The organism is Mesorhizobium sp. L-8-3 (assembly GCF_016756615.1).
GTDB lineage: Bacteria > Pseudomonadota > Alphaproteobacteria > Rhizobiales > Rhizobiaceae.
On the sequence record NZ_AP023262.1, the window covers coordinates 1,832,044 to 1,855,351 of the forward strand.

General features: G+C 64.7%; 25 protein-coding genes and 1 tRNA gene. 14 read left to right on the top strand and 12 right to left on the bottom strand.

Annotated features, from left to right (window positions below; all coding sequences use genetic code 11):
- Nucleotide 1: 1 nt before the first annotated feature.
- Both cobS and JN302_RS08560 read right to left on the bottom strand, forming a co-directional pair.
- Nucleotides 2-988 (bottom strand): cobaltochelatase subunit CobS, encoded by a 987-nt coding sequence (cobS, locus tag JN302_RS08555; protein WP_202311231.1) that lies wholly within the window; start codon nucleotides 986-988, stop codon nucleotides 2-4.
- A 79-nt stretch (nucleotides 989-1,067) separates the two neighbouring features.
- Complete coding sequence (locus tag JN302_RS08560; RefSeq protein WP_202311234.1) at nucleotides 1,068-1,685, bottom strand: J domain-containing protein; 618 nt, start codon at nucleotides 1,683-1,685, stop codon at nucleotides 1,068-1,070.
- A gap of 144 nt (nucleotides 1,686-1,829) precedes the next feature.
- Here JN302_RS08560 and JN302_RS08565 point away from each other — a divergent pair, with 144 nt between their 5' ends.
- Nucleotides 1,830-2,132 (top strand): BolA family protein, encoded by a 303-nt coding sequence (locus JN302_RS08565; RefSeq protein ID WP_202332595.1) that lies wholly within the window; start codon nucleotides 1,830-1,832, stop codon nucleotides 2,130-2,132.
- A gap of 94 nt (nucleotides 2,133-2,226) precedes the next feature.
- Here JN302_RS08565 and JN302_RS08570 read toward each other — a convergent pair whose 3' ends face one another.
- The 4 genes from JN302_RS08570 to JN302_RS08585 all read right to left on the bottom strand — a co-directional run bounded on the left by JN302_RS08570 (nucleotide 2,227) and on the right by JN302_RS08585 (nucleotide 5,129).
- Entirely contained in the window at nucleotides 2,227-2,460 is a 234-nt protein-coding gene (locus tag JN302_RS08570) for a type II toxin-antitoxin system Phd/YefM family antitoxin (protein ID WP_202332596.1), read from the bottom strand.
- 73 nt (nucleotides 2,461-2,533) lie between these two features.
- The gene (locus JN302_RS08575) at nucleotides 2,534-3,403 is read right to left on the bottom strand and encodes a transporter associated domain-containing protein (RefSeq protein WP_244846253.1); all 870 of its coding nucleotides are present in this window, start codon (nucleotides 3,401-3,403) and stop codon (nucleotides 2,534-2,536) included.
- Nucleotides 3,400-4,509, bottom strand: a complete 1,110-nt coding sequence (gene aroB / locus JN302_RS08580) for a 3-dehydroquinate synthase (RefSeq protein WP_202311240.1) — start codon at nucleotides 4,507-4,509, stop codon at nucleotides 3,400-3,402. The genes JN302_RS08575 and aroB overlap by 4 nt, the downstream gene beginning before the upstream one ends.
- Entirely contained in the window at nucleotides 4,506-5,129 is a 624-nt protein-coding gene (locus JN302_RS08585) for a shikimate kinase (RefSeq protein ID WP_202332597.1), read from the bottom strand. The genes aroB and JN302_RS08585 overlap by 4 nt, the downstream gene beginning before the upstream one ends.
- Before the next feature lie 128 nt (nucleotides 5,130-5,257).
- Between JN302_RS08585 and JN302_RS08590 the strand changes: the two genes are divergently transcribed.
- From JN302_RS08590 to JN302_RS08610, 5 genes are all read left to right on the top strand, one after another.
- Entirely contained in the window at nucleotides 5,258-5,407 is a 150-nt protein-coding gene (locus JN302_RS08590) for a histidine kinase (protein WP_202311242.1), read from the top strand.
- Between the two features lie 3 nt (nucleotides 5,408-5,410).
- Nucleotides 5,411-6,337 (top strand): site-specific tyrosine recombinase XerD, encoded by a 927-nt coding sequence (locus JN302_RS08595; RefSeq protein ID WP_202332598.1) that lies wholly within the window; start codon nucleotides 5,411-5,413, stop codon nucleotides 6,335-6,337.
- A 104-nt stretch (nucleotides 6,338-6,441) separates the two neighbouring features.
- Nucleotides 6,442-7,392 (top strand): acetyl-CoA carboxylase carboxyltransferase subunit alpha, encoded by a 951-nt coding sequence (locus JN302_RS08600; RefSeq protein WP_202311244.1) that lies wholly within the window; start codon nucleotides 6,442-6,444, stop codon nucleotides 7,390-7,392.
- A gap of 197 nt (nucleotides 7,393-7,589) precedes the next feature.
- The gene (locus tag JN302_RS08605) at nucleotides 7,590-8,909 is read left to right on the top strand and encodes a L,D-transpeptidase family protein (protein ID WP_202332599.1); all 1,320 of its coding nucleotides are present in this window, start codon (nucleotides 7,590-7,592) and stop codon (nucleotides 8,907-8,909) included.
- A gap of 2 nt (nucleotides 8,910-8,911) precedes the next feature.
- Nucleotides 8,912-9,145, top strand: a complete 234-nt coding sequence (locus JN302_RS08610) for a sulfurtransferase TusA family protein (protein ID WP_202311248.1) — start codon at nucleotides 8,912-8,914, stop codon at nucleotides 9,143-9,145.
- Nucleotides 9,146-9,260: 115 nt separating this feature from the next.
- On the opposite strand, the gene JN302_RS08615 is transcribed toward JN302_RS08610, so the two are convergent.
- Complete coding sequence (locus tag JN302_RS08615; protein WP_202332600.1) at nucleotides 9,261-10,490, bottom strand: MFS transporter; 1,230 nt, start codon at nucleotides 10,488-10,490, stop codon at nucleotides 9,261-9,263.
- A 67-nt stretch (nucleotides 10,491-10,557) separates the two neighbouring features.
- Between JN302_RS08615 and JN302_RS08620 the strand changes: the two genes are divergently transcribed.
- Nucleotides 10,558-11,010 (top strand): helix-turn-helix domain-containing protein, encoded by a 453-nt coding sequence (locus JN302_RS08620; protein ID WP_202314612.1) that lies wholly within the window; start codon nucleotides 10,558-10,560, stop codon nucleotides 11,008-11,010.
- A 304-nt stretch (nucleotides 11,011-11,314) separates the two neighbouring features.
- Here JN302_RS08620 and JN302_RS08625 read toward each other — a convergent pair whose 3' ends face one another.
- Nucleotides 11,315-12,436, bottom strand: a complete 1,122-nt coding sequence (locus tag JN302_RS08625; RefSeq protein WP_202311252.1) for a CobW family GTP-binding protein — start codon at nucleotides 12,434-12,436, stop codon at nucleotides 11,315-11,317.
- A gap of 7 nt (nucleotides 12,437-12,443) precedes the next feature.
- A complete protein-coding gene (locus JN302_RS08630) occupies nucleotides 12,444-13,577 on the bottom strand; it encodes a D-alanyl-D-alanine carboxypeptidase family protein (protein ID WP_202311254.1) in 1,134 nt (377 codons plus the stop codon).
- A 214-nt stretch (nucleotides 13,578-13,791) separates the two neighbouring features.
- Here JN302_RS08630 and JN302_RS08635 point away from each other — a divergent pair, with 214 nt between their 5' ends.
- Nucleotides 13,792-14,955 carry a M20 aminoacylase family protein gene (locus JN302_RS08635; RefSeq protein WP_202332601.1) on the top strand — a complete coding sequence of 388 codons (1,164 nt, stop codon included), beginning with the start codon at nucleotides 13,792-13,794 and terminating at the stop codon, nucleotides 14,953-14,955.
- Nucleotides 14,956-15,075: 120 nt separating this feature from the next.
- Nucleotides 15,076-15,152: transfer RNA gene (locus JN302_RS08640), tRNA-Arg, on the top strand.
- Between the two features lie 30 nt (nucleotides 15,153-15,182).
- Here the strand turns inward: JN302_RS08640 and JN302_RS08645 are convergent.
- Genes JN302_RS08645 through JN302_RS08655 form a run of 3 tightly spaced genes read right to left on the bottom strand, consistent with a single transcriptional unit; the run spans nucleotide 15,183 to nucleotide 17,479 of the window.
- Nucleotides 15,183-16,817: a TPR end-of-group domain-containing protein gene (locus JN302_RS08645; protein WP_202311258.1), complete on the bottom strand. Its 1,635-nt coding sequence runs from the start codon at nucleotides 16,815-16,817 to the stop codon at nucleotides 15,183-15,185.
- Between the two features lie 49 nt (nucleotides 16,818-16,866).
- On the bottom strand, nucleotides 16,867-17,118 hold the full coding sequence (locus JN302_RS08650; protein ID WP_202311260.1) for a hypothetical protein: 252 nt from the start codon (nucleotides 17,116-17,118) through the stop codon (nucleotides 16,867-16,869).
- On the bottom strand, nucleotides 17,111-17,479 hold the full coding sequence (locus tag JN302_RS08655) for a hypothetical protein (protein ID WP_202332602.1): 369 nt from the start codon (nucleotides 17,477-17,479) through the stop codon (nucleotides 17,111-17,113). Before JN302_RS08655 ends, JN302_RS08650 begins: the two co-directional genes overlap by 8 nt.
- Nucleotides 17,480-17,929: 450 nt before the next feature.
- Between JN302_RS08655 and JN302_RS08660 the strand changes: the two genes are divergently transcribed.
- The 5 genes from JN302_RS08660 to JN302_RS08680 all read left to right on the top strand — a co-directional run bounded on the left by JN302_RS08660 (nucleotide 17,930) and on the right by JN302_RS08680 (nucleotide 23,026).
- A complete protein-coding gene (locus tag JN302_RS08660) occupies nucleotides 17,930-19,540 on the top strand; it encodes a DUF1254 domain-containing protein (RefSeq protein ID WP_202311264.1) in 1,611 nt (536 codons plus the stop codon).
- Nucleotides 19,541-19,988: 448 nt separating this feature from the next.
- On the top strand, nucleotides 19,989-20,240 hold the full coding sequence (locus JN302_RS08665; protein WP_202311266.1) for a DUF982 domain-containing protein: 252 nt from the start codon (nucleotides 19,989-19,991) through the stop codon (nucleotides 20,238-20,240).
- Nucleotides 20,241-20,401: 161 nt separating this feature from the next.
- Entirely contained in the window at nucleotides 20,402-21,622 is a 1,221-nt protein-coding gene (locus JN302_RS08670) for a helix-turn-helix domain-containing protein (RefSeq protein WP_202332603.1), read from the top strand.
- 10 nt (nucleotides 21,623-21,632) lie between these two features.
- The gene (locus tag JN302_RS08675; RefSeq protein ID WP_202332604.1) at nucleotides 21,633-22,271 is read left to right on the top strand and encodes a Vgb family protein; all 639 of its coding nucleotides are present in this window, start codon (nucleotides 21,633-21,635) and stop codon (nucleotides 22,269-22,271) included.
- A gap of 176 nt (nucleotides 22,272-22,447) precedes the next feature.
- A complete protein-coding gene (locus JN302_RS08680; protein ID WP_202311273.1) occupies nucleotides 22,448-23,026 on the top strand; it encodes a dioxygenase family protein in 579 nt (192 codons plus the stop codon).
- Nucleotides 23,027-23,308 lie beyond the last annotated feature (282 nt).

Consider the following 23,308-nt stretch of genomic DNA (forward strand, 5'->3'; position numbering starts at 1 on the left):
TTCAGCCGAGCACCACGTTGGCCGCCGATTCCGGCAATTCCTCGCCGAAGGCGCGCTGATAGAATTCCGCGACCACGTTGCGCTCGAGCTCGTCGCATTTGTTGAGGAAGGTCAGCCGGAACGCCATGCCGACGCTGCCGAAGATCTCGGCGTTCTCGGCCCAGGTGATGACGGTACGCGGGCTCATGACGGTCGACAGATCGCCGTTCATGAAGGCCGAGCGGGTCATGTCGGCCACACGCACCATCTTGTTGACGATGTCCTTGCCCTTTTCGTTGCGGTAGTGCTTGGCCTTGGCCAGGATGATCGCGACTTCGTTGTCGTGCGGCAGATAGTTCAGCGTGGTCACGATCGACCAGCGGTCCATCTGCGCCTGGTTGATCTGCTGTGTGCCGTGATAGAGGCCCGTCGTGTCGCCGAGGCCGACCGTGTTGGCCGTGGCGAACAGGCGGAAGGCCGGATGCGGGCGGATGACGCGGCTCTGGTCGAGCAGAGTGAGGCGTCCCGACGATTCCAGGACGCGCTGGATGACGAACATCACGTCGGGCCGGCCGGCGTCGTACTCGTCGAAGCAGAGCGCGACATTGTGCTGATAGGCCCATGGCAGGATGCCGTCGCGGAACTCGGTCACCTGCTTGCCGTCCTTGACCACGATCGCGTCCTTGCCGACGAGGTCGATACGACTGACATGGCTGTCGAGATTGACGCGCACGCAGGGCCAGTTGAGACGCGAGGCGACCTGCTCGATATGGGTCGACTTGCCGGTGCCGTGATACCCCGACACCATCACGCGGCGGTTGAAGGCGAAGCCGGAGAGGATGGCGAGCGTGGTCTGCTCGTCGAACAGATAGTCGGGGTCGACATCGGGCACGTGCTCGGTCGCTACCGAATAGGCCGGCACCACCATCCTGGAGTCGAAGCCGAAGACCTGCTTCACCGACACCGTCGTGTCGGGCAGGTTGGCGATATCGCGATCCATCTTGTTCATCACTTCTCCACGCGCGAAGGTCTTCGCTTCGCCGGCAACCCATCTTTTCTTCGGGGGTGGTCTTTATCAGACCCTGCGCTCAACACAAACCTGCTTGTTTGAGCACGCGATATGCTTGGAGCACGTCGCGGAACCGATCTTCCGAACCCCTGTCACCGCCATTCGCGTCGGGATGGTGGCGCTTCACGAGTTCCTTATAGCGGGACTTGATGTCCGCGCCAGTCGCCTTTGTATCAAGGCCAAGCGTTTCGAGCGCCTTGGCCTCAAGCGGTTTTGCCTTGCGCTCGCGCGGACCGTCATGGTCCCGGCCGCCGTTGAACAGGTTGTAGGGGTCGCGAATGCGGTTGTAGTAGCCGGCGCGGCCCGAGCGCTGCTGCGCGAAATCGGGCGCGGAGCGCGCCGCGCCGTTGATGCCCATCGTCCATGTCGGCCGGTGGCCGGTCAGCGCCTCCTTCTGGAAGCGCGCGATCTCGGAGTCGGCGAGACCGGAGAAGTAGTTGAACCCCTTGTTGTACTCGCGCACATGCTCGAAGCAGAAGCGGAAATACTCGCCCTCCTTCAGCCGCCCGACCGGCGCGCGATGCGTGCCGGCCTCCGCGCAGCCGTCCCACTGGCAGCGCGGCGCGCGCGATTTCAGCTCCGCCTCCGGATCGGGCCGGACGCGGATCCGGTCGAAATATTTGGAATAGGACGTCATCGGTTCCATTTATGGGAAGATGGGGCCGCGAGACAAGAATTGACATTTCCGACGCAATCGCCCTAACCGCTGAATCGCGGCCATCGGGTGCAGTTTTTTCAGATTTTCGCGGCGGCACAGCACATATGGTGAAGGAATAGCGTGATGTCCATACAGGCGACGATGGAAGCCAAGCTGACAGAGGCCTTCCGCCCCGAAAGGCTGTCGGTGATCAACGAGAGCCATCTCCATGCCGGCCATCATCACGCGGATTCGGGCCACCACGCCACCTTCGACGGCTCCGGCGAAACGCATTTCCGGGTGCGGATCGTGTCGCCGGCCTTTGCCGGCATGAGCCGCATCGATCGCCACCGTGCCGTCAACCGGCTGCTGGCCGACGAGCTCGAAGCCGGGGTTCACGCGCTGGCGATCGAACCGGCCGCGCCGGGAGAGAAGACGCGCTGGTAAGGAAGCGCGTCAGCCGTCGAGTGATGCCGGAGTGTTCGCGACGGTCGGCCGAAACCCGTTACGACAGATCGTCGCGACGCGGGATCGGGTATGATCAAGTCCCGGCTTCCCAAACATCGTCGCCCACTGGCTCCATGGGAGCGTCGTAGCGCAGCACCGTCCCACGCAAGGTCTCCAGCGAATCCCGTCGCGGCGCGGAATAGCGGCGTATCTCGAGCTTGGGCTGGCCGCGGTCGGTAATGACGACAGGTTCCCCTGTCGTTTCGACCCGGCGAAAGAACTCCAATGCCCGCGCCTTGAACTGCGACTTCGACACATGCTCGGTCATGATCGTCCACCTCCGAAGGACATACAAAGCCATGCTCGAAAGTGGCCGGCAACAACGACCGGCATATGAACCGTCACTGCTGGTCGGCCGGCCTGATCCTGATCCGCGTGATGCGGTTCTTCTCGCGCTTCATCACGATGAAGCGCTTGGCGTGGAAGGTGAAGGCCTGCTTCTCCTCGGGGATCGATTGCGTCTCGTGGATGACGAGGCCGGCGATGGTGGTGGCCTCGTCGTCGGGAAGGTTCCAGCCGAGCGCGCGGTTCAGGTCGCGGATCGGCACGGAACCGTCGACCACGATCGAGCCGTCCGCCTCCTGCTTGACGCCTTGCATGTCGACGTCGTGCTCGTCGGCGATCTCGCCGACGATCTCCTCGATGATGTCCTCCAGCGTGACCAGTCCCTGCACCTCGCCATATTCGTCGACCACGATCGCGAAATGCGCCTTGCGGCGCAGGAAGGCGTTGAGCTGGTCCTGCAGCGAGGTCGTGTCGGGCACGAACCAGGGCTTGGTGGCAACCTTCATGATGTCGAGCTTCGAAAAGTCGTTGCCGAGGTCATGGAGCGCGCGCAACAGATCCTTGGCATGGACGACGCCGACGATGTCGTCGAGCGAGCCGCGCCACAGCGGCATGCGGGTGTGCGGGCTCTGCAGGATCTCGCGGACGATCGTCTCCCGGGGATCGTCGACATTGACGGAGCGCATGTTCATACGGTGCACCATCACGTCCGACACCTCGAGACCCGCGAGATCGGCCTGCCATCCGGCGCCGGCCGGCGCGGTCGCACCGTCGCGCTGAGCGGCATCGGGGCGCTCCTGCGCGCGCCCGCTGCCGGCCTTGTCGGGCACCGTGCCGGGCGCGAACCTGCCGCGGGCGAACAAAAGCAGGGCCCCGGCCGTTGCCAGGCCCAGCACCGCCAGCGCACCGACAAGCTCCGGGCTCATCCCGGATGGTTCTGCTTCAGGAAGGAAAGCACCTCCGAGGCGGGCACGTCCCTGGCGATGAAGGAGCGGCCGACGCCACGGGTGAGGATGAAGGTCAGCGCGCCGCGCGACACCTTCTTGTCCTGCTGGATGTAGCCAAGCAGCCTTTCGGCATCGGGGAGTTCGCCGGGGATGTCGGCCATGCGCCAGGGCAGGCCGACGGCCCGGAGATGAGCCTCCACACGGGCCGCGTCGTCCTGGCTCGCCAGATTGAGGCGCGCGGAGAAGCGGTGCGCAAGCGCCATGCCGATCGCCACGCCCTCGCCATGGACGAGACGCCCGCCGTCATAGCCGGTCGCGGCCTCCAGGGCATGGCCGAATGTGTGGCCGAGATTGAGCAAGGCGCGATCGCCGGTCTCGAATTCGTCGCGCGCCACGACATCGGCCTTGGCCTGGCAGGACACGGCGATCGCGCGCGTGCGGGCGGGACCGCCTGAAAACACCTCCCGCCAGTTGGCTTCCAGCCAGGCGAAGAAATCCGGCCGGTCGATAAGGCCGTATTTGGCGACTTCGGCGTAGCCGGCCCGGAATTCCCGCGCCGGCAGCGTATCCAGCACGCCGGTGTCGGCCAGCACGAGGCGAGGCTGGTGGAAGACGCCGACGAGGTTCTTGCCGTGGGCGCTGTTGATGCCGGTCTTGCCGCCGACCGAAGAATCGACCTGGGCGAGCAGCGATGTCGGTATCTGCACGAAATTCATGCCGCGCCGCACAATGCCCGCCGCGAAGCCGGCAAGATCTCCGATCACGCCGCCGCCGAGCGCGACGACTGCGTCACCGCGCTCGAGCCGCGCGGCCAGCACGGCGTCCACGACATCCTGCAGGGCGGCGAAGCTCTTGGTCTTCTCGCCCGGCGCGAGCGTCAGGGCAACGGACGGGACGCCGCCGGCGGCGAGGCCCGCCTCCAGCCTTGCCAAATGCACGGGCGCGACGTTCCCGTCGGTCACGATCGCGGCGCGGATGCCGGGCAGCCGGGCGGCGATCTCGGCGCCTGCCGCCTCGATCAGGCCCGGTCCGATCAATATGTCGTAGCTGCGCTCTCCCAGCCCGACGGTGACCCGCTCGCTCATGGCATCTCCTTTGCGGCGTGGGGTGCCTGGACCCCGGCCTGCGCCCCGCCGTCCAGTGCCGCGAACAGAGCGGCGATCACCTCGGCGGCGATGACCTCCTTGCGTTCGTCGCGGGTCGGCACGGTGACGTCGGCCCTGGCATAGACCGGATAACGCTCGGCCATCAGCCGCTGCATGACGGCCCGCGGATCGGGGTTCTTCAGCAGCGGACGGTTCTGCTTCTTGGACACCCGTTCCATCAGCGTGTCGATGTCGGCCTTCAGCCAGACGGACACGCCGCGCTCGGTGATGGCCTGGCGGGTATGCTCGTTCATATAGGCGCCGCCGCCGGTCGACAGGACCTGCGGTCCGCTTTCGAGGATGCGCGCGATCACGCGCTGCTCCAGCGCGCGGAATTCGGCTTCTCCGTAGCGTTCAAAAAGCTCGGGAACCGTCATGCGCGAGACGGACTCGATCTCGTGGTCGCTGTCGGTGAAGGAGAGACCGAGTGCGCTCGCCACCCTGCGGCCGATCGCCGTCTTGCCGGCGCCCATCAGCCCCACGAAAACGATCGAACGGTTGCCCAGGCGCCGAAGCACCTCGTTCGGCCGCTGCTCCATCGGGATGTGCTCGGTCGTCATCGTCTCTCGTCCTGCCGGTCGCGTATCGACATGAAAAGGCCTGTTGCGTCAAGCGCCGCGGCCGCCTTGAAATGGCGCGGTGCCCGTCGGATAAGGACCAGAATCGTAAAAGGCGCGCGAATCGACCGATGCCGACACTGTTCCGGTTGCTGATGACCCTCGCCGTTATCGCCGGCGTCGTCTACGGCGCGATGTTCGCGCTCGCCACCTTCGTCCAGCCGAACCAGGGCGAGATGATCGTCAGGATCCCGCCCGACAAGCTCAATCCGAAGAAGTAGGCGATGCGCAGCGCCGCCCGCATCGAGGCTTTCCTGGAGATGATGAGCGCCGAGCGCGGGGCGGCCGACAACACGCTCGCCTCGTACCGGCGCGACCTCGACGATGCGGCCGAGCACATGGCCGATGCGCCGGGAGGGTTGGCGGGCGCAGGAGCCGCCGACATCCGCGCCTATCTCGACGGCATCGCCGAGCGCGGCTTCGCGCCCACCTCGCAGGCGCGAAAGCTCTCCGCGCTGCGCCAGTTCTTCAAGTTCCTCTATGCGGAAGGGCTTCGCGCCGACGATCCGACCGGCACTCTCGACGCGCCGCGCAAGGGCCGGCCCCTGCCCAAGACGATGAGCGAGGCCGATACGGGCCGCCTGCTCGACCGGGCCGCGGCGGAAGCGCGCGACCCGGCAGAGGGCGGTGCGGCCCGGGTCGCGGCGAAACGGCTGCATGCGCTGGTCGAGGTGCTCTACGCCACGGGCCTGCGCGTTTCGGAACTGGTGTCGCTGCCCGCCTCCGTGGCGCAGCGCGACGAGCGCTTCTTCATCGTACGCGGCAAAGGCGGCAAGGAGCGGATGGTGCCGCTGTCCAAGGCGGCGCGCGAGGCGATGCGCGGCTGGATGGCCGAACGCGCCGCCGTGCCGCGCCTCGACGAAAGCCCCTGGCTGTTCCCGGCGTCGTCGGAGAGCGGCCATCTGCCGCGCCAGGTCTTCGCGCGCGAACTGAAGGGGCTCGCCGCGCGCACCGGCATCGCGGCGGCGAAGGTCTCGCCGCATGTGCTCCGCCACGCTTTCGCCAGCCATCTCCTGCAGAACGGCGCCGACCTGCGTGCCGTGCAGCAGCTGCTGGGCCATTCCGACATCTCCACTACGCAGATCTACACCCATGTCCTGGAGGAGCGGCTGGTCAGGCTGGTGCAGGACCATCATCCGCTTGCCGACTAGGCCTCGGATCGTTATGTGAGGGCAGCATTCCGGGCGCCGGGCCCATTTTCCCGTCAATTCCGGCGTCGTTTCGAACCGTATCCCGCGTCCTGGTCCGCTCACGAATGTATAATTACCTCGATTTCGAAAAACCCGTCGCCGACCTCGAAGGCAAGATTATCGAGCTGAAGAAGCTCTCCGAGAGCGGCGAGGCGGTGGATGTCGGCGACGAGGTCGCGCGGCTGGAAAAGCGCTCCCGCGACGCGCTGCGCGACATCTACAAGCAGCTCAATCCCTGGCAGAAGGCGCAGGTCGCCCGCCATCCCGACCGGCCGCACTGCCTCGACTATGTCGATGCGCTGTTCACCGACTTCACGCCGCTGGCAGGCGACCGCGCCTTCGGCGACGACCACGCCATCGTCGGCGGCTTCGCCCGTTTCCGCGGCGAGCCGGTTGCCGTCATCGGCCAGGAGAAGGGCTCCGACACCAAGAGCCGGCTCAAGCACAATTTCGGCATGGCCAAGCCCGAAGGCTACCGCAAGGCTGTGCGTATCATGGAACTCGCCGACCGTTTCGGCGTGCCGTTGATCAGCCTGGTGGACACGGCCGGTGCCTATCCCGGCATCGGCGCGGAAGAACGCGGCCAGGCCGAGGCCATAGCACGCTCGACCTCGGCGTCGCTCGGCCTCAAGATCCCGTCGCTGTCGGTCATCATCGGCGAGGGCGGCTCGGGCGGGGCGATCGCCATCGCTACGGCGAACCGCGTCTACATGCTCGAGCATTCGATCTATTCGGTGATCTCGCCGGAGGGTGCTGCGTCGATCCTGTGGCACGATTCGACACGCGCCAAGGATGCCGCGACATCGATGAAGATCACGGCCCAGGACCTTCTGGAGCTGAAGGTCATCGACGGCATCATCGCCGAGCCGCTCGGCGGCGCGCATCGCGCGCCCGAAAAGGTGATCGCCGCGACCGGCGACCAGATCGCCCGGACGCTGCACGATTTCGCCGGCTCCAATTCCGATTTCCGCGAGCAGCGCCGCGAGAAATACCTGGCGATCGGCCGCAGCCTGTAGGAGCCGCGCCGCACGCGGCGGACGGCCGCGTTTTCGCCACAAAATTGCCGCCAGCTTTGGTTCAATAACGATGCCGTGAGGGAAGGACGGTCCGCTTGCGGTAGCGATTCTTTAGGGTTAACGGGGCTAGGGTGTGCGCGCCCCGACAGACCGGTGGGGACAATTCAGAGACCGGCCGAGAGAGACGACGACACCAGATGATGGCCCGCATCGCACGCACCGGTTTGCTGTTCGCCGCGCTGGCATTGGCCGGCTGCAACGAAAGCTCGATGTCCGACTTCGTGCCGAATGCCGGCAAGTCGCTGCCGTCGAAGATCCTGACCGAAATGAGCGCCAAGGGCATGAGCCGCAACTCGCCGGTTCTGGCGCGCATCTTCAAGGAAGAGGGCAAGCTCGAAGTCTGGAAGCAGAAGAGCAACGGGCGCTACGACATCATAGCGACCTACGACATCTGCAAATATTCGGGAAAGCTCGGGCCGAAATTCATCGAAGGGGATCGCCAGGCGCCGGAGGGCTTCTATACCGTCCGCCCGGCCCAGATGAATCCGAATTCGAAATTCCATCTTTCGTTCAACATCGGCTATCCCAACGCCTATGACCGTGCGCATGGACGCACCGGCTCCAACCTGATGGTGCATGGCGGCTGCTCCTCGTCGGGCTGCTATTCCATGAAAGACGACCAGATCGAGCAGATCTATCTTTTCGCCCGCGAATCCTTCGCCGGTGGCCAGACCGAGTTCCAGATCCAGGCCTATCCCTTCCGCATGACGGCGGCCAATATGGCGCGCTACCGCAACGATCCGAACTACGCGTTCTGGAAGAACCTGAAGGAAGGCTACGACCACTTCGAGCTTACCAAGGTGCCGCCGAAGGTCGATGTCTGCGAGAAGCGCTACGTCTTCAACCAGGTGACGGACGGCAAGGCCTTCTCGCCGACCGGGGCCTGCCCGATCTCGACGCAGCCGCCCGCACTGGCCAGCGCCTACCAGTCCTACCAGACCCAGTACGAGGCCGCATTCGCCAGCGCGGCCGCGGACAGCGCGGCGCCGACCAAGCCGTCGATCAAGGGCATCCAGGAAGCCAAGGTCGTGCAGGACTGGACGCATCGGCGGGCGCGGGGCGAGCGCATCTCGATCGAGCCGCCGTCGCTCGCGGACGACGGCAGCGTGGTGGCGACGCCGCGCATGGGCCGTATCGATTCGCCGGCCGGTCGCCGCATGGCAGCCCTGGAGGCCGAGGCCGCCGCCAGGAGGAAGGCCGAGGAAGAAAAGCTCGCGGCCGAAAAACGCGCCGAAGAGGAAAAGGCCGCCGCAATAGCTGCAGCCAAGGCCGAGAAGGAAGCCGCGGAGGCGGCGGCCGCTGCGGCCGAGACCGTGCCGGCTGCTCCCGCCGAGGCGACGCCTGCCGAGGGCGCGACCGAGACCGCCGAAGCCCCTGCGCAGGAGGAGAAGAAGCCCGGCCTGCTCGGCTCCATCGGCTCCGTGCGCAAGCGCATCGGCAGCATCTTCGGCAGTTGAGATTGGCTTCCCGTACTGCGGTCTATGACCTCAAGGGACTGAACTGCCCCTTGCCGGTGCTCAAGGCCAGGAAGCGGCTGAAGACCATGCGCCCGGGTAGCCGTCTCTGGCTCGAAACCACGGATCCGCTTGCCGCGATCGACATCCCTGCCTTCTGCACCGAGGCCGGCCACAGGCTGGTGGAAACGGTCGTCGTCGAAGGCGGGCTTCGCTTTCTGATCGAACGTGGGGGGTAAGCGCGAGCTCTTTACGATCGTGCTGGAGCGAGGGGCCGAGCAGATTGCGCCACCCGCACCTTCCAGGATCGCCTCGCGAAGGAACTGCGGCTCGCGCCTTTGCCCGGAACACGTGTCAGGGCCTGCCGACCGATCGCGTGCGCATCCAGTTGGCACCGCCCGCAACTCCGGCTGCAACGCTCATCGCCGCAACAAGCAGAGCCGTTGCGTGGAACAGTCCTGCATAGCCGAAACTCGCGATGAGCGGCGAACTGACAAGGGGCGAACAGAACTGGCCCATGAAAATGGACGCCGTCAGAACTCCTCCGCCCAGACCTCTGTATCGCGCCGGTGCGAGCTCCAGCATCAGCGCAACGAAACTCGGCGAGGCCAGAGCGTAGCCCGTCCCGATCGCTGCAGCTGCTGCAAACAAGGACACGGTCGACGCTGCTTGGAGCAGCAGGAAGAAGCCGAGCGCCATCGCTGCATAGGCAAGGAAGAAGATGCCGGGATAGCCGGTCGCCCGCTGGATTCGAGGATAGAGCAGCGCGGAGCAGCCCCCGGCGATCATGAGGATGCCGAGGAAAGCGCCCGTCATGATCGCGCCGTCATAACCTGCGGCCTCGAGGTAGAATGACATCTGGGTCGGCATGACGAAGAAGATCATGTTGGTGGCCGCCTGAAGAATGACCAACAACAGGAGGAGTGCGACCCAGGTCGGATGCCTGTCGGCGATCTCCGCCTGCCTCGCGTCAGGGGCTTCGGGGCTTCGGGGCGCCGGGTCGACGATGACCCTCCACATCAACGGCAGAAATACGGCTGCCAGACCGTAGATGGCGAAAGGCAAACGCGGTGACAGTGCCGCGATCCATCCGGCAAGCGAGATGAAGACCAGGCCTCCAAAATTCCGCGCCGAAATCTGCAGTCCCGTGAGGGCGCTTCGGTGGTTGCCGGTGAAGTAGTCGCCGACAAGTGCGGTCTGTGCGGTCATGATCAGAGCGACCGCAACCCCAAGCACGAGACGACTGGCGAAGATCGCCTGAAGGCTCGGGAGGACCAGCCCGGCGCATCCGGCGATGATGAAGAGGATCACACCGGAAAGAAGCAGCCGACGCCGTCCGAATCGATCCGCCATGACCCCGGCGAGCGGCGCGCAAAGGGCGACGCTCAGCGAGGGAGCCGGTACGAGAAGGCGTGTCAGCAGGGCTGCATTCGGATCGTCCGCGAACAGGCGCTCGAGGCCAGGAAGCGCAGGGCTGATCGTCGCATTTGCCATCACGGTCAGCGATGCCGCCATCAACAATGCGATCGCGCGCCCGTCAACCCAGACAGGCCTCGCGCTTGTGGTCTCGTGAACGCTCTCCATGACTTACCTCTTGCAAAAATCGTCATTCCGGGAGAGCGTACGACTTCAAGTCAACTTGAGGTCAAGCATGCATTTTCTGGATATCGGGGACGTTGCGGAACGCTCGGGCGTGCCGCCGTCGACGCTGCGCTACTACGAGGAAATCGGACTGATCCGCTCGCTTGGGCGACATGGTCTGCGGCGGCAATTCGATGCGGACGTTCTCTTGAAACTGTCCCTTATCGGCCTCGGGAAGCTGGCGGGCTTTTCGCTGGTCGAGATCGCCGGCATGTTCGGGCAGGATGGCCGACCTGATATTCCGCGTGGCCAGCTGCATGCCAAAGCCAACGAATTGCAGCGGCAGATCGTGGATCTCCGGGTGCTGCGGGACGTCCTCCGCCATGTCGCCGACTGCCCGGCCCCGACGCATCTGGAGTGCCCAAGCTTTCGCAAGCTTCTCAAGGCGGCGACGCGTAGCAGGGCTGCGGATCATTCTCGCGGGCGCCGGCCAAAAAAGCTCATTCCGGCTGGAGGGCGGTAAAGCGCAGGTCGCTGTCGTCAGTGTGGATGCTGGCCAGCGATGGTGCGATCGCGCCTGGCTAACCGCACAACGGTTGCCACGCCCTCCATCCGGAAGCGGAAAGGCAGCCACGCTGAAACGCGGAGGGATGCGAGGTGTCCAGCTTCACCGTGGTGATGAAAGCTGCACTCCAAACCGCTTCGTTCACCGGACGATAACTGCACGACACGGGCAGGATCGGGCCTCGCAACGAGGCTGTGAGACCGGATTGTCGCCGTCGTTCAATAAGTGCTCGAAAGGAACTGCGACGGTAGCGCCCGCAACCTCACCGCACCCCGCCGAACCCGGCAATGGCGAGGGGGTTGTCACGCAGCGCCGCATGGTCGGGGGTATCGGGCGCCGGCTTGCCGGTCACGGCCGCGAAGAGGCGCTTCACATAGTCTTCGGGCAGGTCGACCATGATCAGCACGAGCCGCGTCCCGCGTTTCTCGTCCGGCCATGCCGGCAGCCGCGCCGGTGGATGCAGGATCTTCTGCACGCCATGCACCACCAGCGGCCGGCCTGGATCCTCGGCAAGCTCGACGATGCCTTTCAGCCGGAGCAACTGGTCGCCCTGGGTGGAAGTCAGCAGGTCGAGGAAGGTCTCGATCGCAGCGAAGGGCAGCGGCCCGTCATGCACAAGCGACAGTGAGCGCACCCGCGCGTCATGCCGACCATGGCCGTGATGCGAATGGCCATGGTGGTCGTGATCATCATGGTCATGATCATGGCCGTGATGGGCATGTTCGGCTTCGCCGAGCCAGCGCCGGACGTCGGCCGTGCGGGTGGCGGGATCGTAGAGGCCGCAGGCGACCAAGGAGGCCATGCTTGCCGCCGCCTCGCCGCCGTCGAGGATCGGCGCGCCGGGATTGATCGCCCGCAGCCGGGCTTTCAGCTCGGCCGTGCCGGGCTCCATGTCCGTCTTGGTCAGCACGATGCGGTCGGCCACGGCGATCTGTTTCACCGCCTCGACATGGGCGTCGAGGGTGGCGGCGCCGTTCACCGCGTCGACCAGGGTCACGACCCCGTCGAGCCGATAGGCTTGCAGAAGCACGGGATGGGCCATGATCGACTGCAGCACCGGAACCGGGTCGGCCAGCCCGGTCGTCTCGATGACGACGCGCTTCAGTCCGGCGATCCGGCCGGTCTGCAGCCGGTCGACGAGGTCGGCCAGCGTGTCGACCAGTTCGCCGCGCACGGTGCAGCAGAGGCAGCCGTCGGAAAGCTGGATGACGCCGTCGGAAGCCTGCTCGACCAGCAGATGGTCGATGGCGACATCCCCGAACTCATTGATGATGACGGCCGTATCGGCCATATCAGGATCTTTCAGCAGCCGGTTGAGCAGCGTCGTCTTGCCGGCGCCCAGGAAGCCGGTGAGCACGGAGACGGGGATCGGGTCGTGGCGCATGGCCGGCCTAGTTCACGCCCGCCGCGGCCTTGACCCGCGCGTCGGCCTTCGTCTCGATCGGGGTGCCGTCGACAGGGCGCGGCGTGGGAATCGGCACGTCGACCTCTTCGGCCCGGTCGCGCCAGGCCAGCGGCACCGGTCCGGTCGCCTTGCCGAGGCCGACGGCGACGAGCTTCGGATTGGCGATCTTCTCCAGCCAGCGCGATTTGACCTTCTTGGCCTCGTGGTCACCGGCGGCCTCGGACTGCGCCGCGGCCTGTTTCCGGTCGCACACTTCGGGCCGCATGTTGACGGGGCCGGGATCCTGCATGCCGTAGGCCGCCAGGCTCGTCAGGGTCTGGCTCTGCGTGCCGGTCGCGGCGAAGCCGCGCTCCAGCAGGCCGGCGGCGTAGTCGGTCCTGGTGACCGCCGACTTCTGCCCCAGCACGACCACCGCAAGCGTCCTGCCGTCGCGTGTCGCCGTGCCGACCAGGTTGAAGCCGGACTCGCAGATGAAGCCGGTCTTCATGCCGTCTGCGCCTTCGAAGCGGCCGACCAGCATGTTGTAACTCATCAGCCTCTTCTTGCCGGCGAGCAGGCCCTCGATCGAGAAGTAGGAGGCATATTCCGGAAACTCGTTGCGGATCGCCATGACGAGCAGGCCGAGGTCGCGGGCGGTGGCGTACTGGTCGGGCGAATGCAGGCCGTTGGGATTGACGAAATGCGAATCGGTCATTCCGAGCCGGGCGGCCTCGGCGTTCATGCGCGCGGCGAACGCTTCCTGCGACCCGCCGACATTCTCGCCCACGGCCATGGCGACGTCGTTGGCCGACTTGATGATCATCATCTTCAGCGCATTGTCGAGCGTCATCACCGAGCCGGGCTTGTAGCCCATCTTGCTCGGTGGCTCGCCGGCCGCATGTTTTGTCATCCGGATCGGGGAATCAAGCTGCAGTTCCCCCGCCTTCAGCGCGCGGAATGTCACATAGGCGGTCATCAGCTTCGTCAGGGAGGCGGGATGCCAGCGCTTGAAGGCATCCTCATGGGCGAGCACCTTGCCCGATTTCGCATCGAACAGGATCGATGGGCTCGCCGCCGCAGGCGCCGCCGCCAGGAGGAGGATGCCGGTGAGCGCCCGGCGAAAAAAATGCGTCCCTGCCATCGTATCCCGAACAGTCCCTGCCGCAATCCTGAGGCGAATTCCGGTCCTTGAGCTTCGGCGCGGATCGGCTATGGTTTCAAGCCCGATCGGCGCCCGGTCGACCAGTGCCGGTGCTATTTAGCCTATGTGACGCCAAAATGGCAAAGTCCGGCCGATCACGATCTCAACAGCGGACGCTTCGCGGCCCGCCCAAGCAACGAAGGCCCAGCTCTACATGCCCATCCTGAACCGCGCCGCCGAAATGCAGGACGAAGTCGCCGGCTGGCGACGAGAGCTCCACCAGATGCCGGAGCTGAGTTTCGACCTGTTCAAGACATCCGAATTCGTCGCCGACAAGCTGAGGGCCTTCGGTTGCGACGAGGTGGTCACCGGTCTGGCCAAAACAGGCGTGGTCGCCATCATCCGCGGCAATCTCGGCGCCGGCGCGACGATCGGGCTAAGGGCCGACATGGACGCGCTGCCGATCGCCGAAGCGAGCGGTGTACCTCATGCCTCGAAGCATCCGGGCGCCATGCATGCCTGCGGCCATGACGGCCACACCGCCATGCTGCTGGGGGCGGCCAAATACCTGGCCGAGACCCGCAATTTCGCCGGCTCGGTGGCGGTCATCTTCCAGCCGGCCGAGGAGGGCGGCGGCGGCGGCGGCGTCATGGTCCGCGAAGGCATGATGGAGCGTTTCGGCATCGGCAAGGTGTTCGGCATGCACAATATGCCGGGCCTTGCCGTCGGCGAATTCGCCATCCGGCCGGGACCGATCATGGCGGCCACGGCCGAATTCACTATCACCGTCAAGGGACGCGGCGGCCACGCGGCCATGCCGCACCGCTCGGTCGATCCGGTGGTGGTGGCAAGCCAGATCGTCATGGTGTTCCAGACCATCGTGTCGCGCACGGTGGACCCGATCGATTCGCTCGTGGTGACCGTGACGAAGTTCCATGCCGGCGATGCCTACAACGTCATCCCGGCGCAGGCCGAGATCGCGGGCACGGTGCGCACGCTGCGCAAGGAAGTGGCGGCGCTGGCGCGCGAGCGCATCCATGCCATCTGCGCCGGCATAGGTGCCGCGCATGCGGCGGAAATCGACGTCCGTTACGATGCCAACTATCCCGTCACTTTCAACAATCCGGAGGAAGCGATCTTCGCGGGCGATGTGGCGACCACGGTGGCCGGCGAGAAGAATGTCGACCGCGCGATCGAGCCGCTGATGGGCGGCGAGGACTTCTCCTATATGCTCGAAGCCCGGCCCGGCGCCTTCATCTTCCTCGGCAACGGCGATACCGCCAACCTCCACAATCCCGGCTACGACTTCAACGACGAGGCCATCCCCCACGGCATCAGCTACTGGGTGCGCCTGACGGAGACGGCGCTCGCCGCCTGAGCAGGCGAGACCGCGAGGGGTGGGCGCAACCACCCTTCGCCGTTCCGCATTCTCCTGTCGACGCGACGCGACGAAACGGGTTGGCGAACCGCCCCGAAGCCGCTATGAGTGGCGTCGCGTGGTCCCGTAGCTCAGTAGGATAGAGCGACAGATTCCTAATCTGTAGGTCACAGGTTCGATTCCTGTCGGGATCACCACTCGATCAGCTGCCTGGCGCAAGCAGCGCGTCATGGTGCTCTTGAACGAAGGAGGAACTGGAAGCGCGGGTGATCGCGAATGGCGTCGAAATCCACGTCATGACGTATCTGCTCTATCGCGTTCCGGCTCACGCCTCGGACAGCCCCTTCCAAGCGCCGCACCGCTTCCTCCACGTCCCCGAGTACCGAATGCACGCAGGCGGCGTTGTATTGCGTGACGAAATCGTCCGGATCGATCGTCAGCGCTCTCGCAAGCCAGGAATGTGCCTTATCGTGGTCACCGAGATAGGCGAGCGCGAGGGCTCCGCGATGCAGCGGCGCGGCACTTTCAGGATGCAGCGCCGCGGCGCGTTCGGCGCGCTCGAAACTGGTCCTTGCCCATCTCGGCCGTTCCGGATCGTCCCTTGTCAGGAAGCTCGCGACCATCAGCGGCGAATAATAGTCGTCGGGCCGGAGCCGTGCCGTCAGTTTGAATGTGGAGATCAATCTCTCTCGGTTCCCAAGGAAACGCGCCATGGTCTCCGCCGAGAAGAAGTTGGCATCGTATGAATTGGGGTCGATGGAAAGAGCTGTCCGGTATGCCAGTTCGGCTTCCTCGTATCTTTCACAGCAGAACAGAGCGAAACCCCTGGCCGCGTGAGCCTCGGCAAGGGTGGTGTCGAAATGGAGCGCCTTGTCGGCGATATCCAGGATCGCATCGGCGGCGATATCCTGACCATGGCGATTCAGCAGAAAGCAGTCGCATATCACCATCCCCGCATAGGCGCGCCCATAGCGAGGATCGAGTTCAGCCGCTTTGGCGAACATGCGTCGCGCCAACAGGAGATACGGCTTGGTGAATTCTACCATCAACTGCCGCCCGCGGAGCTCGTAGTGATAGGCTTCGATGCTGTGGGTACGGGTCTGCCGCATGGCGCGCCGTTCTTCAGGCAGCAGTTCCAGCTCCAGATGCCGGACCACCGCTTCGGTAATCTCGTCCTGGATTGCGAAGATGTCGGCGAGTTCCCGGTCGAACCGTTCCGCCCACAGAAGCTCTCCGGACTTGCCTTCGAGCAGGCGTGTGGAGACGCGTAGCTGTTGGCCGGACAAGCGGACGCTCCCCTCTAGAAGATACCCGACACCGAGTTCGCGCGCGATCTCGCCGCCGCGCAACTCGTGCTGCTTGAATGTGAAACTGTAGTTCCTCGAAACGACCCGGAGTCTCCGGCTTTTCGCCAACGCTGTGATGATGTCCTCGGCGATCCCATCCGCGAACCAATCCTGATCGGCCCCCGCGGTCTCGAACGGCAACACGGCGATCGACGGCTTGTCGTTCGGCGACTGAGGTCTTGGGGGCCCGGGCTGTCTCTGTTCCTCGATCGAGCGAAGCTGCTTCTCGTCCAGGATATAGCCGCGACGCGGCACGGTGCGGATGAAACCCTCCGCCTGCGGACCGAGGGCGACGCGAATATCCTTCAGGCACTGGCTGAGTGAATCGTCCGAGACGATGACATCCGGCCACACGACTTCGATCAGCTCGTGTTTGCCGATCACCCTGCCCGGGTTCTTGATCAGATAGGTCAGCAAGGCCAGCGATTTGGCGCGCAACCTCACGTCGCCGGCGCCATTGCGGAGCCTGCCTTGCTTCAGGTCGAGCGTATGGCCTGCGAATTCGAAAACGGACATGGATCGCTTCGCGCTATCGCTTCGGCTCGCCGGCGATCATGCCCGACAATCACCCACATTTCCACCAAGCGGACAGCCCGCTGTCCTTGCGCCGAGCGGCATTCAACGCGTCGCCCGAACGCTGTGCTTCGCTCCGTGTCTCATAGGCGAGCAACTCGCCGTCCAATGTCGCTGGAATCGAGCGAGCCCTCTCCCAGAAAAGGAAAAGACCAGCCGGGTCGGTCACCACGTCGTAACGAATGGCAGGAATCCGGAGGGCTTCCACATCGGCGACGATCCGCCTTTGATGGCCGTCAAACACGGCGGCCCACCTTCGGTGGGAGGTCGTCAGACGGAACACCGTACTCGAAATCAAAAGGTCGGCGCATTTCGTGATAGTCACGCCATGACTCGCAACCAGCGATACGTCTCATTCCAATATCGGCCAGTTGGGATTCACTCATGCTGTCGAAAAACATCCAGCTTGCCCGCGTGTTGCACCACCTCTCCCATCCGGCGACCAACACGTTCAGCCATCCGAACAGCCTGTGACCGGTACCATGATGGCTCGTTTCCAACGGCTTGATGCCAAGGATGGTCATCGCTTGCTCCTTCTCGCAGTTCGATAGCGGAGCATCGCGCCCTGCCGGCGGGATGTCTGGAATGTCGGTTGAAATTGGCATGAAATTTCGCCGATGCGTATCAGCGGCGGGCATGCGGGAAGAGTGCCCCTTGATGGATACCTCCCGCTGCAGCGGTCACCCTCAGGGTGTTGTTGGGGCCCGGGTTTTGGCGAAAGCGCCCTGCGCGGCTCTGACGGAGTGGGATAGGCAGACCGCTCCGCCAACCAGGTAGTAGTATATTCGTGGTTGCTAATGTCTCTTGTACTTGGGGGAAACTCCGCGTCAGTGGCTATAGTGGAGTACAGTTATTTACCTTCACAGGAGGTGCAACAGCGCATCAATTGGATTTCTGAAAGAGGAATCGGAGAGGAGTGGTGAGTTGGCGAGCGGGCGGCACGCAGCAAGCCCCGGGAGCCGACAGCATGTGAATGGAGGGGCGCAAAGCGCCACCACCATTGGTTAGGCTCCGCCAAGCATGGGGCCGGTCAGAGCATCAAGGGAATTTGAACAATGGTCCGCTTAGCCTTAGTCAGCAGCCTCGCCTTCGTTCTTGCGACAGGTCCAGCTTTCTCCGAAGTATCCGCCGAAACCGTCAAATCGCTCTCGGCGCCAGACACGATTGAAACACGAGCGGGCAAGCTTGATTTCCGGGACGGAGCGCCGACCGAGGAAACGGCGCGGAAGATCTACGACACCCTGGACTTCACGCGCGCGCTGAACGTCTACAACAACAGCTTCCGCGGCGCGTCCGCACTCGCCCTTGTCAAGGGCTTCGAGGAGATCGGCGCCAAGCCCGGCGAAGTGGTCATATTTCCTGAGCTGATGGATTCGGCTTCGTTGTTCCTGACCGCCAATGCCGACACGATCTACTACATGACCGGACTCGACCTGACGAAGGGCCCGGTGGTGGTCGAGCAGCCGTCGGGCGGCATCGGCACGATCAACGACATGTGGTTCTCCTGGGTCATCGATATCGGTGCGCCGGGGCCGGATCGCGGGCTTGGCGGAAAGTACCTGATCGTCGGCCCGGACTATGACGGCCCGCTGCCTGAGGGCGGCTACTTCGTCGCCCATGCGAAGACCAACTTCGCGCTCTATGCGGCGCGCGCCAACCTAGTCGACAACGATCCGAAGCCGGCTGTCGATAACATCAAGCGCAACATGAAGGTCTATCCGTACCAGCCCGGCGCCTTCGGCTCCAGCATCGCCCAGGCCCTCGACGGAAGCGTGCGCATTGCCGAAGAACCGAAGATTCCCGAGACGAAGTTCATCGAAGCGACCGGACGCTCGTTCAACACGATCCCGCCCAGCGACTTCGGCTTCTTCGAACTGATCAATGAGAACGTCCAGAACGAGCCCGCCACCAGCTACGACGTGGAACTGGCGGGCCAGCTCGCCGCGATCGGCATCGTGCATGGCAAGGAGTTCAAGCCGGACGAGCGGATGAAGAAAATCCTGTCCGAAGCCGCCGCGGTCGGGCAGGCTACGGGTCGGGCGCTCAACTGGCGGTTTGCGACGAAGCACCCCGAGTGGGCCTACTACGAGGGCTCGCACTGGGGCAGCATGCTGTGGGAAGGCGGCGCCTTCTTCGAGACGCCGCCACCCCTGTTCGAGGGCGGCGTGTTCAAACCGCTGCCGCCGACAGGCGCCCGCACCCTCGATTCGCGCGCGGCCTTCTACTACGGCTACACGCTCGATTCACCGGGCATGATCATGCGCATCCCCGGCGTGGGTTCGCAATATCTGATGGGTTTCCTGGACGCCGACGGCGAGCCGTTCGATGGTGCGAAGACCTACAAGGTGACCCTGCCCAAGGATGTCCCGGCGGCGGCATTCTGGTCTTTCACCCTCTATGACAACCAGACGCGCTCGATGCTGCAAACTCCGCAGAAGTACCCCCGTGCCGGCAGCCAGAGCTATCCGTCACCAGCAGCGGAGGCGGCCGGCGACGGCACCACAACGGTCTATTTCGGCCCCTCTCAGCCAGAAGGCGTCGCGCGCGGCAACTGGATACAAACCGATCCAAAGAAGGGCTGGTTCACGATCCTGCGCCTCTACAGCCCGCTCCCGTCGTTCTTCGACAAGAGCTGGCGTCCGAGCGAGATCGAACCGGTCGAGTGAACCGAGAAGCGGGGAACGGCGGTACACACGCTAGGAATGGCGCCGTTGGCCGTTAGACTTGCGCCCCGCCATCAGGCCGGCAATCGGCAGGAGTGGGCGGCAATGGATAGGGATCACGACCCTACCAACACCGCCCATACCTTCTTTCCGAACGCCACGAGGATCAGTCGCTCGACGTTCCCGATATGGTTTCCTTCCCTGTCGTAGACATTCGTTCCAACAACCATATCGCTCGCGATGAGTTCGTGCGTTTCCTTGACGTCGGGTTTTGTTCATCATGACGTGCTCCTTTTCGTTTCGGACAAGAGCAGCGTGCCGGCACTGCAGGCGTTCCGGTGAGGGTCCCGCCTGGAACCAAGCTGGCGCCGTCACGTTCCAAGTGCGGGACTTCTGCCGATCCCGGGTTCCATCAAGCTCCGGTGGGCCGCCGAATAGTTGATCTCGACTCATGGACGAAAAGCCCTTTGAGGAACCGGTTCTCGTCAGGTTGGAGCCGCTCGGCCCTGCCCTGCCGATCCACTCCACCAAAAAGGCGGTGGAACTGCTGACCGATGCCCGATGGCCCAGTGAGCGCGGGCCACGTCACAGAGATGCTGTCGACGCCTGTCTGAAGGTCCTGGATGGCCACAGATCCACGCTCGACGCGCGGAATGCACTTCTCGAGGCCGCACGTGAAGCCGAAATTCTTGTAGCGGTTTGAGTTGGAACCTGCGATCCATCTCGAGCGGCAGGCTTCGTCGCGACGCAACAGGTGCCTGGTATCGCGATGTTTCCTCTCGTTTCATTGCCGGCGCGGGTGGCCATGACATAGGTTCGGGACAAAGCTCGACTGACGAGGGTGACAAGTGTGACGGCATTGCGATGGACTCGCTGATCACGGCCGCCGCGCAGGCACTGGCGGCAGGAGATGCCCTCGGCGCCTTGAAACGCGTCGCCCTGCGTGACGACGCACCCGCGCTCGCGCTCCGGGGCATCGCCATGGCGCAGCTCGGCGATCTCGTTCGCGCCAAGGTCCTGCTCAAGAGCGCGGCGCGCGCCTTCGGCCCGAGGGAGACGATTGCACGTGCGCGCTGCATCGCCGCCGAGGCCGAGATCGCGCTCGTCTCGCGCGATCTTTCCTGGCCTCTGAAGGCACTCGATGCCGCGCGTGCGACATTCGAAGCACATGGCGACCGGCTGAATGCCGCGCATGTCAGGAACATCGAGGCGCGGCGGCTGCTCCTGGTCGGCCGCCTCGACGAGGCCGAGCGCATGCTCGACGGGCTCGATCCCACGGAATTGCCACCCGCCTTGCGGGCGGCGCATGAGCTGACGATCGCCGGGATCGGCGTCCGGCGCCTGCAGACGAAGGCGGCGCGCACTGCGCTTGCCCGCGCCGGACAGGCCGCACGGCAGGCGGGAATGTCCGCTCTGACGGCGGAGGTCGAAAGCGCGTCGCAGGCGTTGAACAGGCCGGCCGCGCGGTCGATCGTCAGGGGCGAGGAACGCCATCTGCTGCTGGACGAGGTCGAAGCGCTTCTGGCATCGGGGGCGCTCGTGATCGACGCGTGCCGGAACGTCGTGCGGGACGACAGGCAGGCGGTCTCGCTGGCGACGCGACCCGTGCTGTTCGCGCTCGCACGTGCACTGGCCGAGGCCTGGCCGGCCGACGTGTCGCGAAGCACGCTGCTCTTGCGTGCCTTCGGCGCCAGACATGCCGACGAGTCGCACCGCGCCCGGCTGCGGGTCGAGATCGGTCGGCTTCGCGTCGAGCTTCGCACGCTTGTCGACGTGAATGCCACGAAGCAGGGTTTTGCGCTTGCCCCACGCCGAGCGGGCGAAGTGGTTGTCCTGGCGCCGCCGGTCGAGGAGCAGAATGCCGATGTGCTGGCTTTCCTCGCCGATGGCGAATCCTGGTCGAGTTCGGCCCTGGCCATCGCGCTCGGCACGAGCCCCCGCACGGTGCAGCGGGCGCTGGAGCAACTCGCGGCCGCCGGCAAGGTCCAGTCCTTCGGCCGCGGGCGGGCGCTTCGCTGGATGACCCCGCCCGTGCCCGGTTTCCCGACAAGCTTGTTACTCCCCGGCCCGCCGCCCGGAGATTAGGATGGGAAGCATGAAACTCGCAGCAGCCGAAATCATCCGCGAATACGGGCCCTTTCCCGGCATCGACAATGTGCACGGGCTGACCTTCGACGGCCGGCATGTCTGGTTCGCGTCCGGAGATAAGCTCAACGAACTCGATCCCGACAGTGGGGAGGCGGTGCGTTCGATCGACGTCGCTGCGCATGCCGGGACGGCTTTCGACGGCCGCCACCTGTTCCAGATCGCCGATGACCGCATCCAGAAGATCGACCCTGAAACCGGGCGCGTTCTCTCGACGATCCCGGCACCGGGCGGTGGCAGCGACTCCGGCTTGGCCTGGGCGGAAGGCTCGCTTTGGGTCGGCCAGTATCGGGGGCGGAAGATCCACCAGATAGACCCCGAGACCGGTGCGGTCCTTCGCACGCTCGAATCCAACCGCTTCGTCACCGGCGTCACCTGGGTCGACGACGAACTCTGGCACGCCACATGGGAAGGCGACCAGAGCGAGGTGAGGCGGATCGATCCGGAGACGGGAAAGGTCCTGGAAAAGCTCGACATGCCCGCCGGCGCCAACGTCTCGGGATTGGAGTCCGATGGCGGCGACCGGTTCTTCTGCGGCGGCGGAAACAGCGGGAAGGTGAGAGCGGTCCGCCGGCCCAGGCGGGCTTAGAGCGTCGTGCGTCCATTGGACACGCAAGAGACGCTCTACGCTGCCGAGCGGCCGGTAACAGAAAATTGTCCGACGCGTGTGCCGGCCAATCCGTGGGCCTTCCTCCCGCTGGCGGATTGCGCCTCACTTCCGCCGAAAAGGGCCGACGACAAATCAGCGACAGTCCGGAGAAGCTGATGCCGTCCCGCCGCCAAATCCTGTCCCTGCTTGCCGCCGCGCCGGTGCTCGCGCCGATCCGTGCCTATTCGGCTGCTCCGGCGCAACTCGTGCCGACGCCGTCCTGCGCCGATGACGACGATCTGACACCGTCCCAGACCGAAGGGCCCTTTTTCACGCCGAATAGTCCCGAGAAGCAGGATTTCGCCAGCGAGGCTCCCGGTGGCGAGAGGATCACCATTGCCGGCTACGTGCTGACGCAGGACTGCCGGCGCGTCGCAAAGGCGCTGGTCGAACTGTGGCATGCGGACGAAACCGGGAAATACGACAATGATGGCTACAAGCTGCGCGGCCATCAATTCAGCGACGCCGAGGGTCGGTGGTGGTTCAACACCGTCGTGCCGGGCCTCTATCCGGGCCGGACGCGGCATTTCCACGTCAAGGTGCAGCGGCCGGGCGCCAGAATCCTCACCACTCAGCTTTATTTTCCCGGGGAGCCGGGCAACGCCGTGGACACGATTTTCAACGACGCGCTGCTGCTCGACGTAACCAGCGGAGGTGACGGCAAGTTCGGCCGGTACGATTTCGTCGTGCGGTGAACGGGGCGATAAAACAAAGGCTTATGCCCCTGTTACCGCAATCAATGTTAAGCTGTTGCCGCAAAACAACTTTCTCTGATTCGGAACCCGATGAGCTTCAACTGTGTGAGAGATCGGGGCTAGTTGACCAGGCCGGTGGAAAGTGCCGGTTGGCCCTTCGGCGCTGCGAAGGGCCAAGCCTCGGGCAATCTTCACGTGCTTAGCTGCGGTTGAAATGGCCGAGACGCTCTCGGGCCGGCACGACCCGGCGGCCCGAGCGCTCCCGGCGATTGGGAAGAAGCA

Bases quoted from the DNA above. Each gene is read 5' to 3' on its own strand.
- JN302_RS08655 (WP_202332602.1), bottom strand. From the start codon at position 17,479: ATGCCAATTTCAACCGACATTCCAGACATCCCGCCGGCAGGGCGCGAT.
- JN302_RS08665 (WP_202311266.1), top strand. From the start codon at position 19,989: ATGGACGAAAAGCCCTTTGAGGAACCGGTTCTCGTCAGGTTGGAGCCG.
- JN302_RS08675 (WP_202332604.1), top strand. From the start codon at position 21,633: ATGAAACTCGCAGCAGCCGAAATCATCCGCGAATACGGGCCCTTTCCC.
- JN302_RS08590 (WP_202311242.1), top strand. From the start codon at position 5,258: ATGCCGACACTGTTCCGGTTGCTGATGACCCTCGCCGTTATCGCCGGC.
- JN302_RS08565 (WP_202332595.1), top strand. From the start codon at position 1,830: ATGTCCATACAGGCGACGATGGAAGCCAAGCTGACAGAGGCCTTCCGC.
- JN302_RS08630 (WP_202311254.1), bottom strand. From the start codon at position 13,577: ATGGCAGGGACGCATTTTTTTCGCCGGGCGCTCACCGGCATCCTCCTC.
- JN302_RS08660 (WP_202311264.1), top strand. From the start codon at position 17,930: ATGGTCCGCTTAGCCTTAGTCAGCAGCCTCGCCTTCGTTCTTGCGACA.
- aroB (WP_202311240.1), bottom strand. From the start codon at position 4,509: ATGAGCGAGCGGGTCACCGTCGGGCTGGGAGAGCGCAGCTACGACATA.
- JN302_RS08625 (WP_202311252.1), bottom strand. From the start codon at position 12,436: ATGCGCCACGACCCGATCCCCGTCTCCGTGCTCACCGGCTTCCTGGGC.
- JN302_RS08585 (WP_202332597.1), bottom strand. From the start codon at position 5,129: ATGACGACCGAGCACATCCCGATGGAGCAGCGGCCGAACGAGGTGCTT.
- JN302_RS08645 (WP_202311258.1), bottom strand. From the start codon at position 16,817: ATGTCCGTTTTCGAATTCGCAGGCCATACGCTCGACCTGAAGCAAGGC.
- JN302_RS08560 (WP_202311234.1), bottom strand. From the start codon at position 1,685: ATGACGTCCTATTCCAAATATTTCGACCGGATCCGCGTCCGGCCCGAT.
- JN302_RS08575 (WP_244846253.1), bottom strand. From the start codon at position 3,403: ATGAGCCCGGAGCTTGTCGGTGCGCTGGCGGTGCTGGGCCTGGCAACG.
- JN302_RS08620 (WP_202314612.1), top strand. From the start codon at position 10,558: ATGCATTTTCTGGATATCGGGGACGTTGCGGAACGCTCGGGCGTGCCG.
- JN302_RS08670 (WP_202332603.1), top strand. From the start codon at position 20,402: ATGGACTCGCTGATCACGGCCGCCGCGCAGGCACTGGCGGCAGGAGAT.
- JN302_RS08635 (WP_202332601.1), top strand. From the start codon at position 13,792: ATGCCCATCCTGAACCGCGCCGCCGAAATGCAGGACGAAGTCGCCGGC.
- cobS (WP_202311231.1), bottom strand. From the start codon at position 988: ATGAACAAGATGGATCGCGATATCGCCAACCTGCCCGACACGACGGTG.
- JN302_RS08600 (WP_202311244.1), top strand. From the start codon at position 6,442: ATGTATAATTACCTCGATTTCGAAAAACCCGTCGCCGACCTCGAAGGC.
- JN302_RS08680 (WP_202311273.1), top strand. From the start codon at position 22,448: ATGCCGTCCCGCCGCCAAATCCTGTCCCTGCTTGCCGCCGCGCCGGTG.
- JN302_RS08570 (WP_202332596.1), bottom strand. From the start codon at position 2,460: ATGACCGAGCATGTGTCGAAGTCGCAGTTCAAGGCGCGGGCATTGGAG.
- JN302_RS08595 (WP_202332598.1), top strand. From the start codon at position 5,411: ATGCGCAGCGCCGCCCGCATCGAGGCTTTCCTGGAGATGATGAGCGCC.
- JN302_RS08615 (WP_202332600.1), bottom strand. From the start codon at position 10,490: ATGGAGAGCGTTCACGAGACCACAAGCGCGAGGCCTGTCTGGGTTGAC.
- JN302_RS08605 (WP_202332599.1), top strand. From the start codon at position 7,590: ATGATGGCCCGCATCGCACGCACCGGTTTGCTGTTCGCCGCGCTGGCA.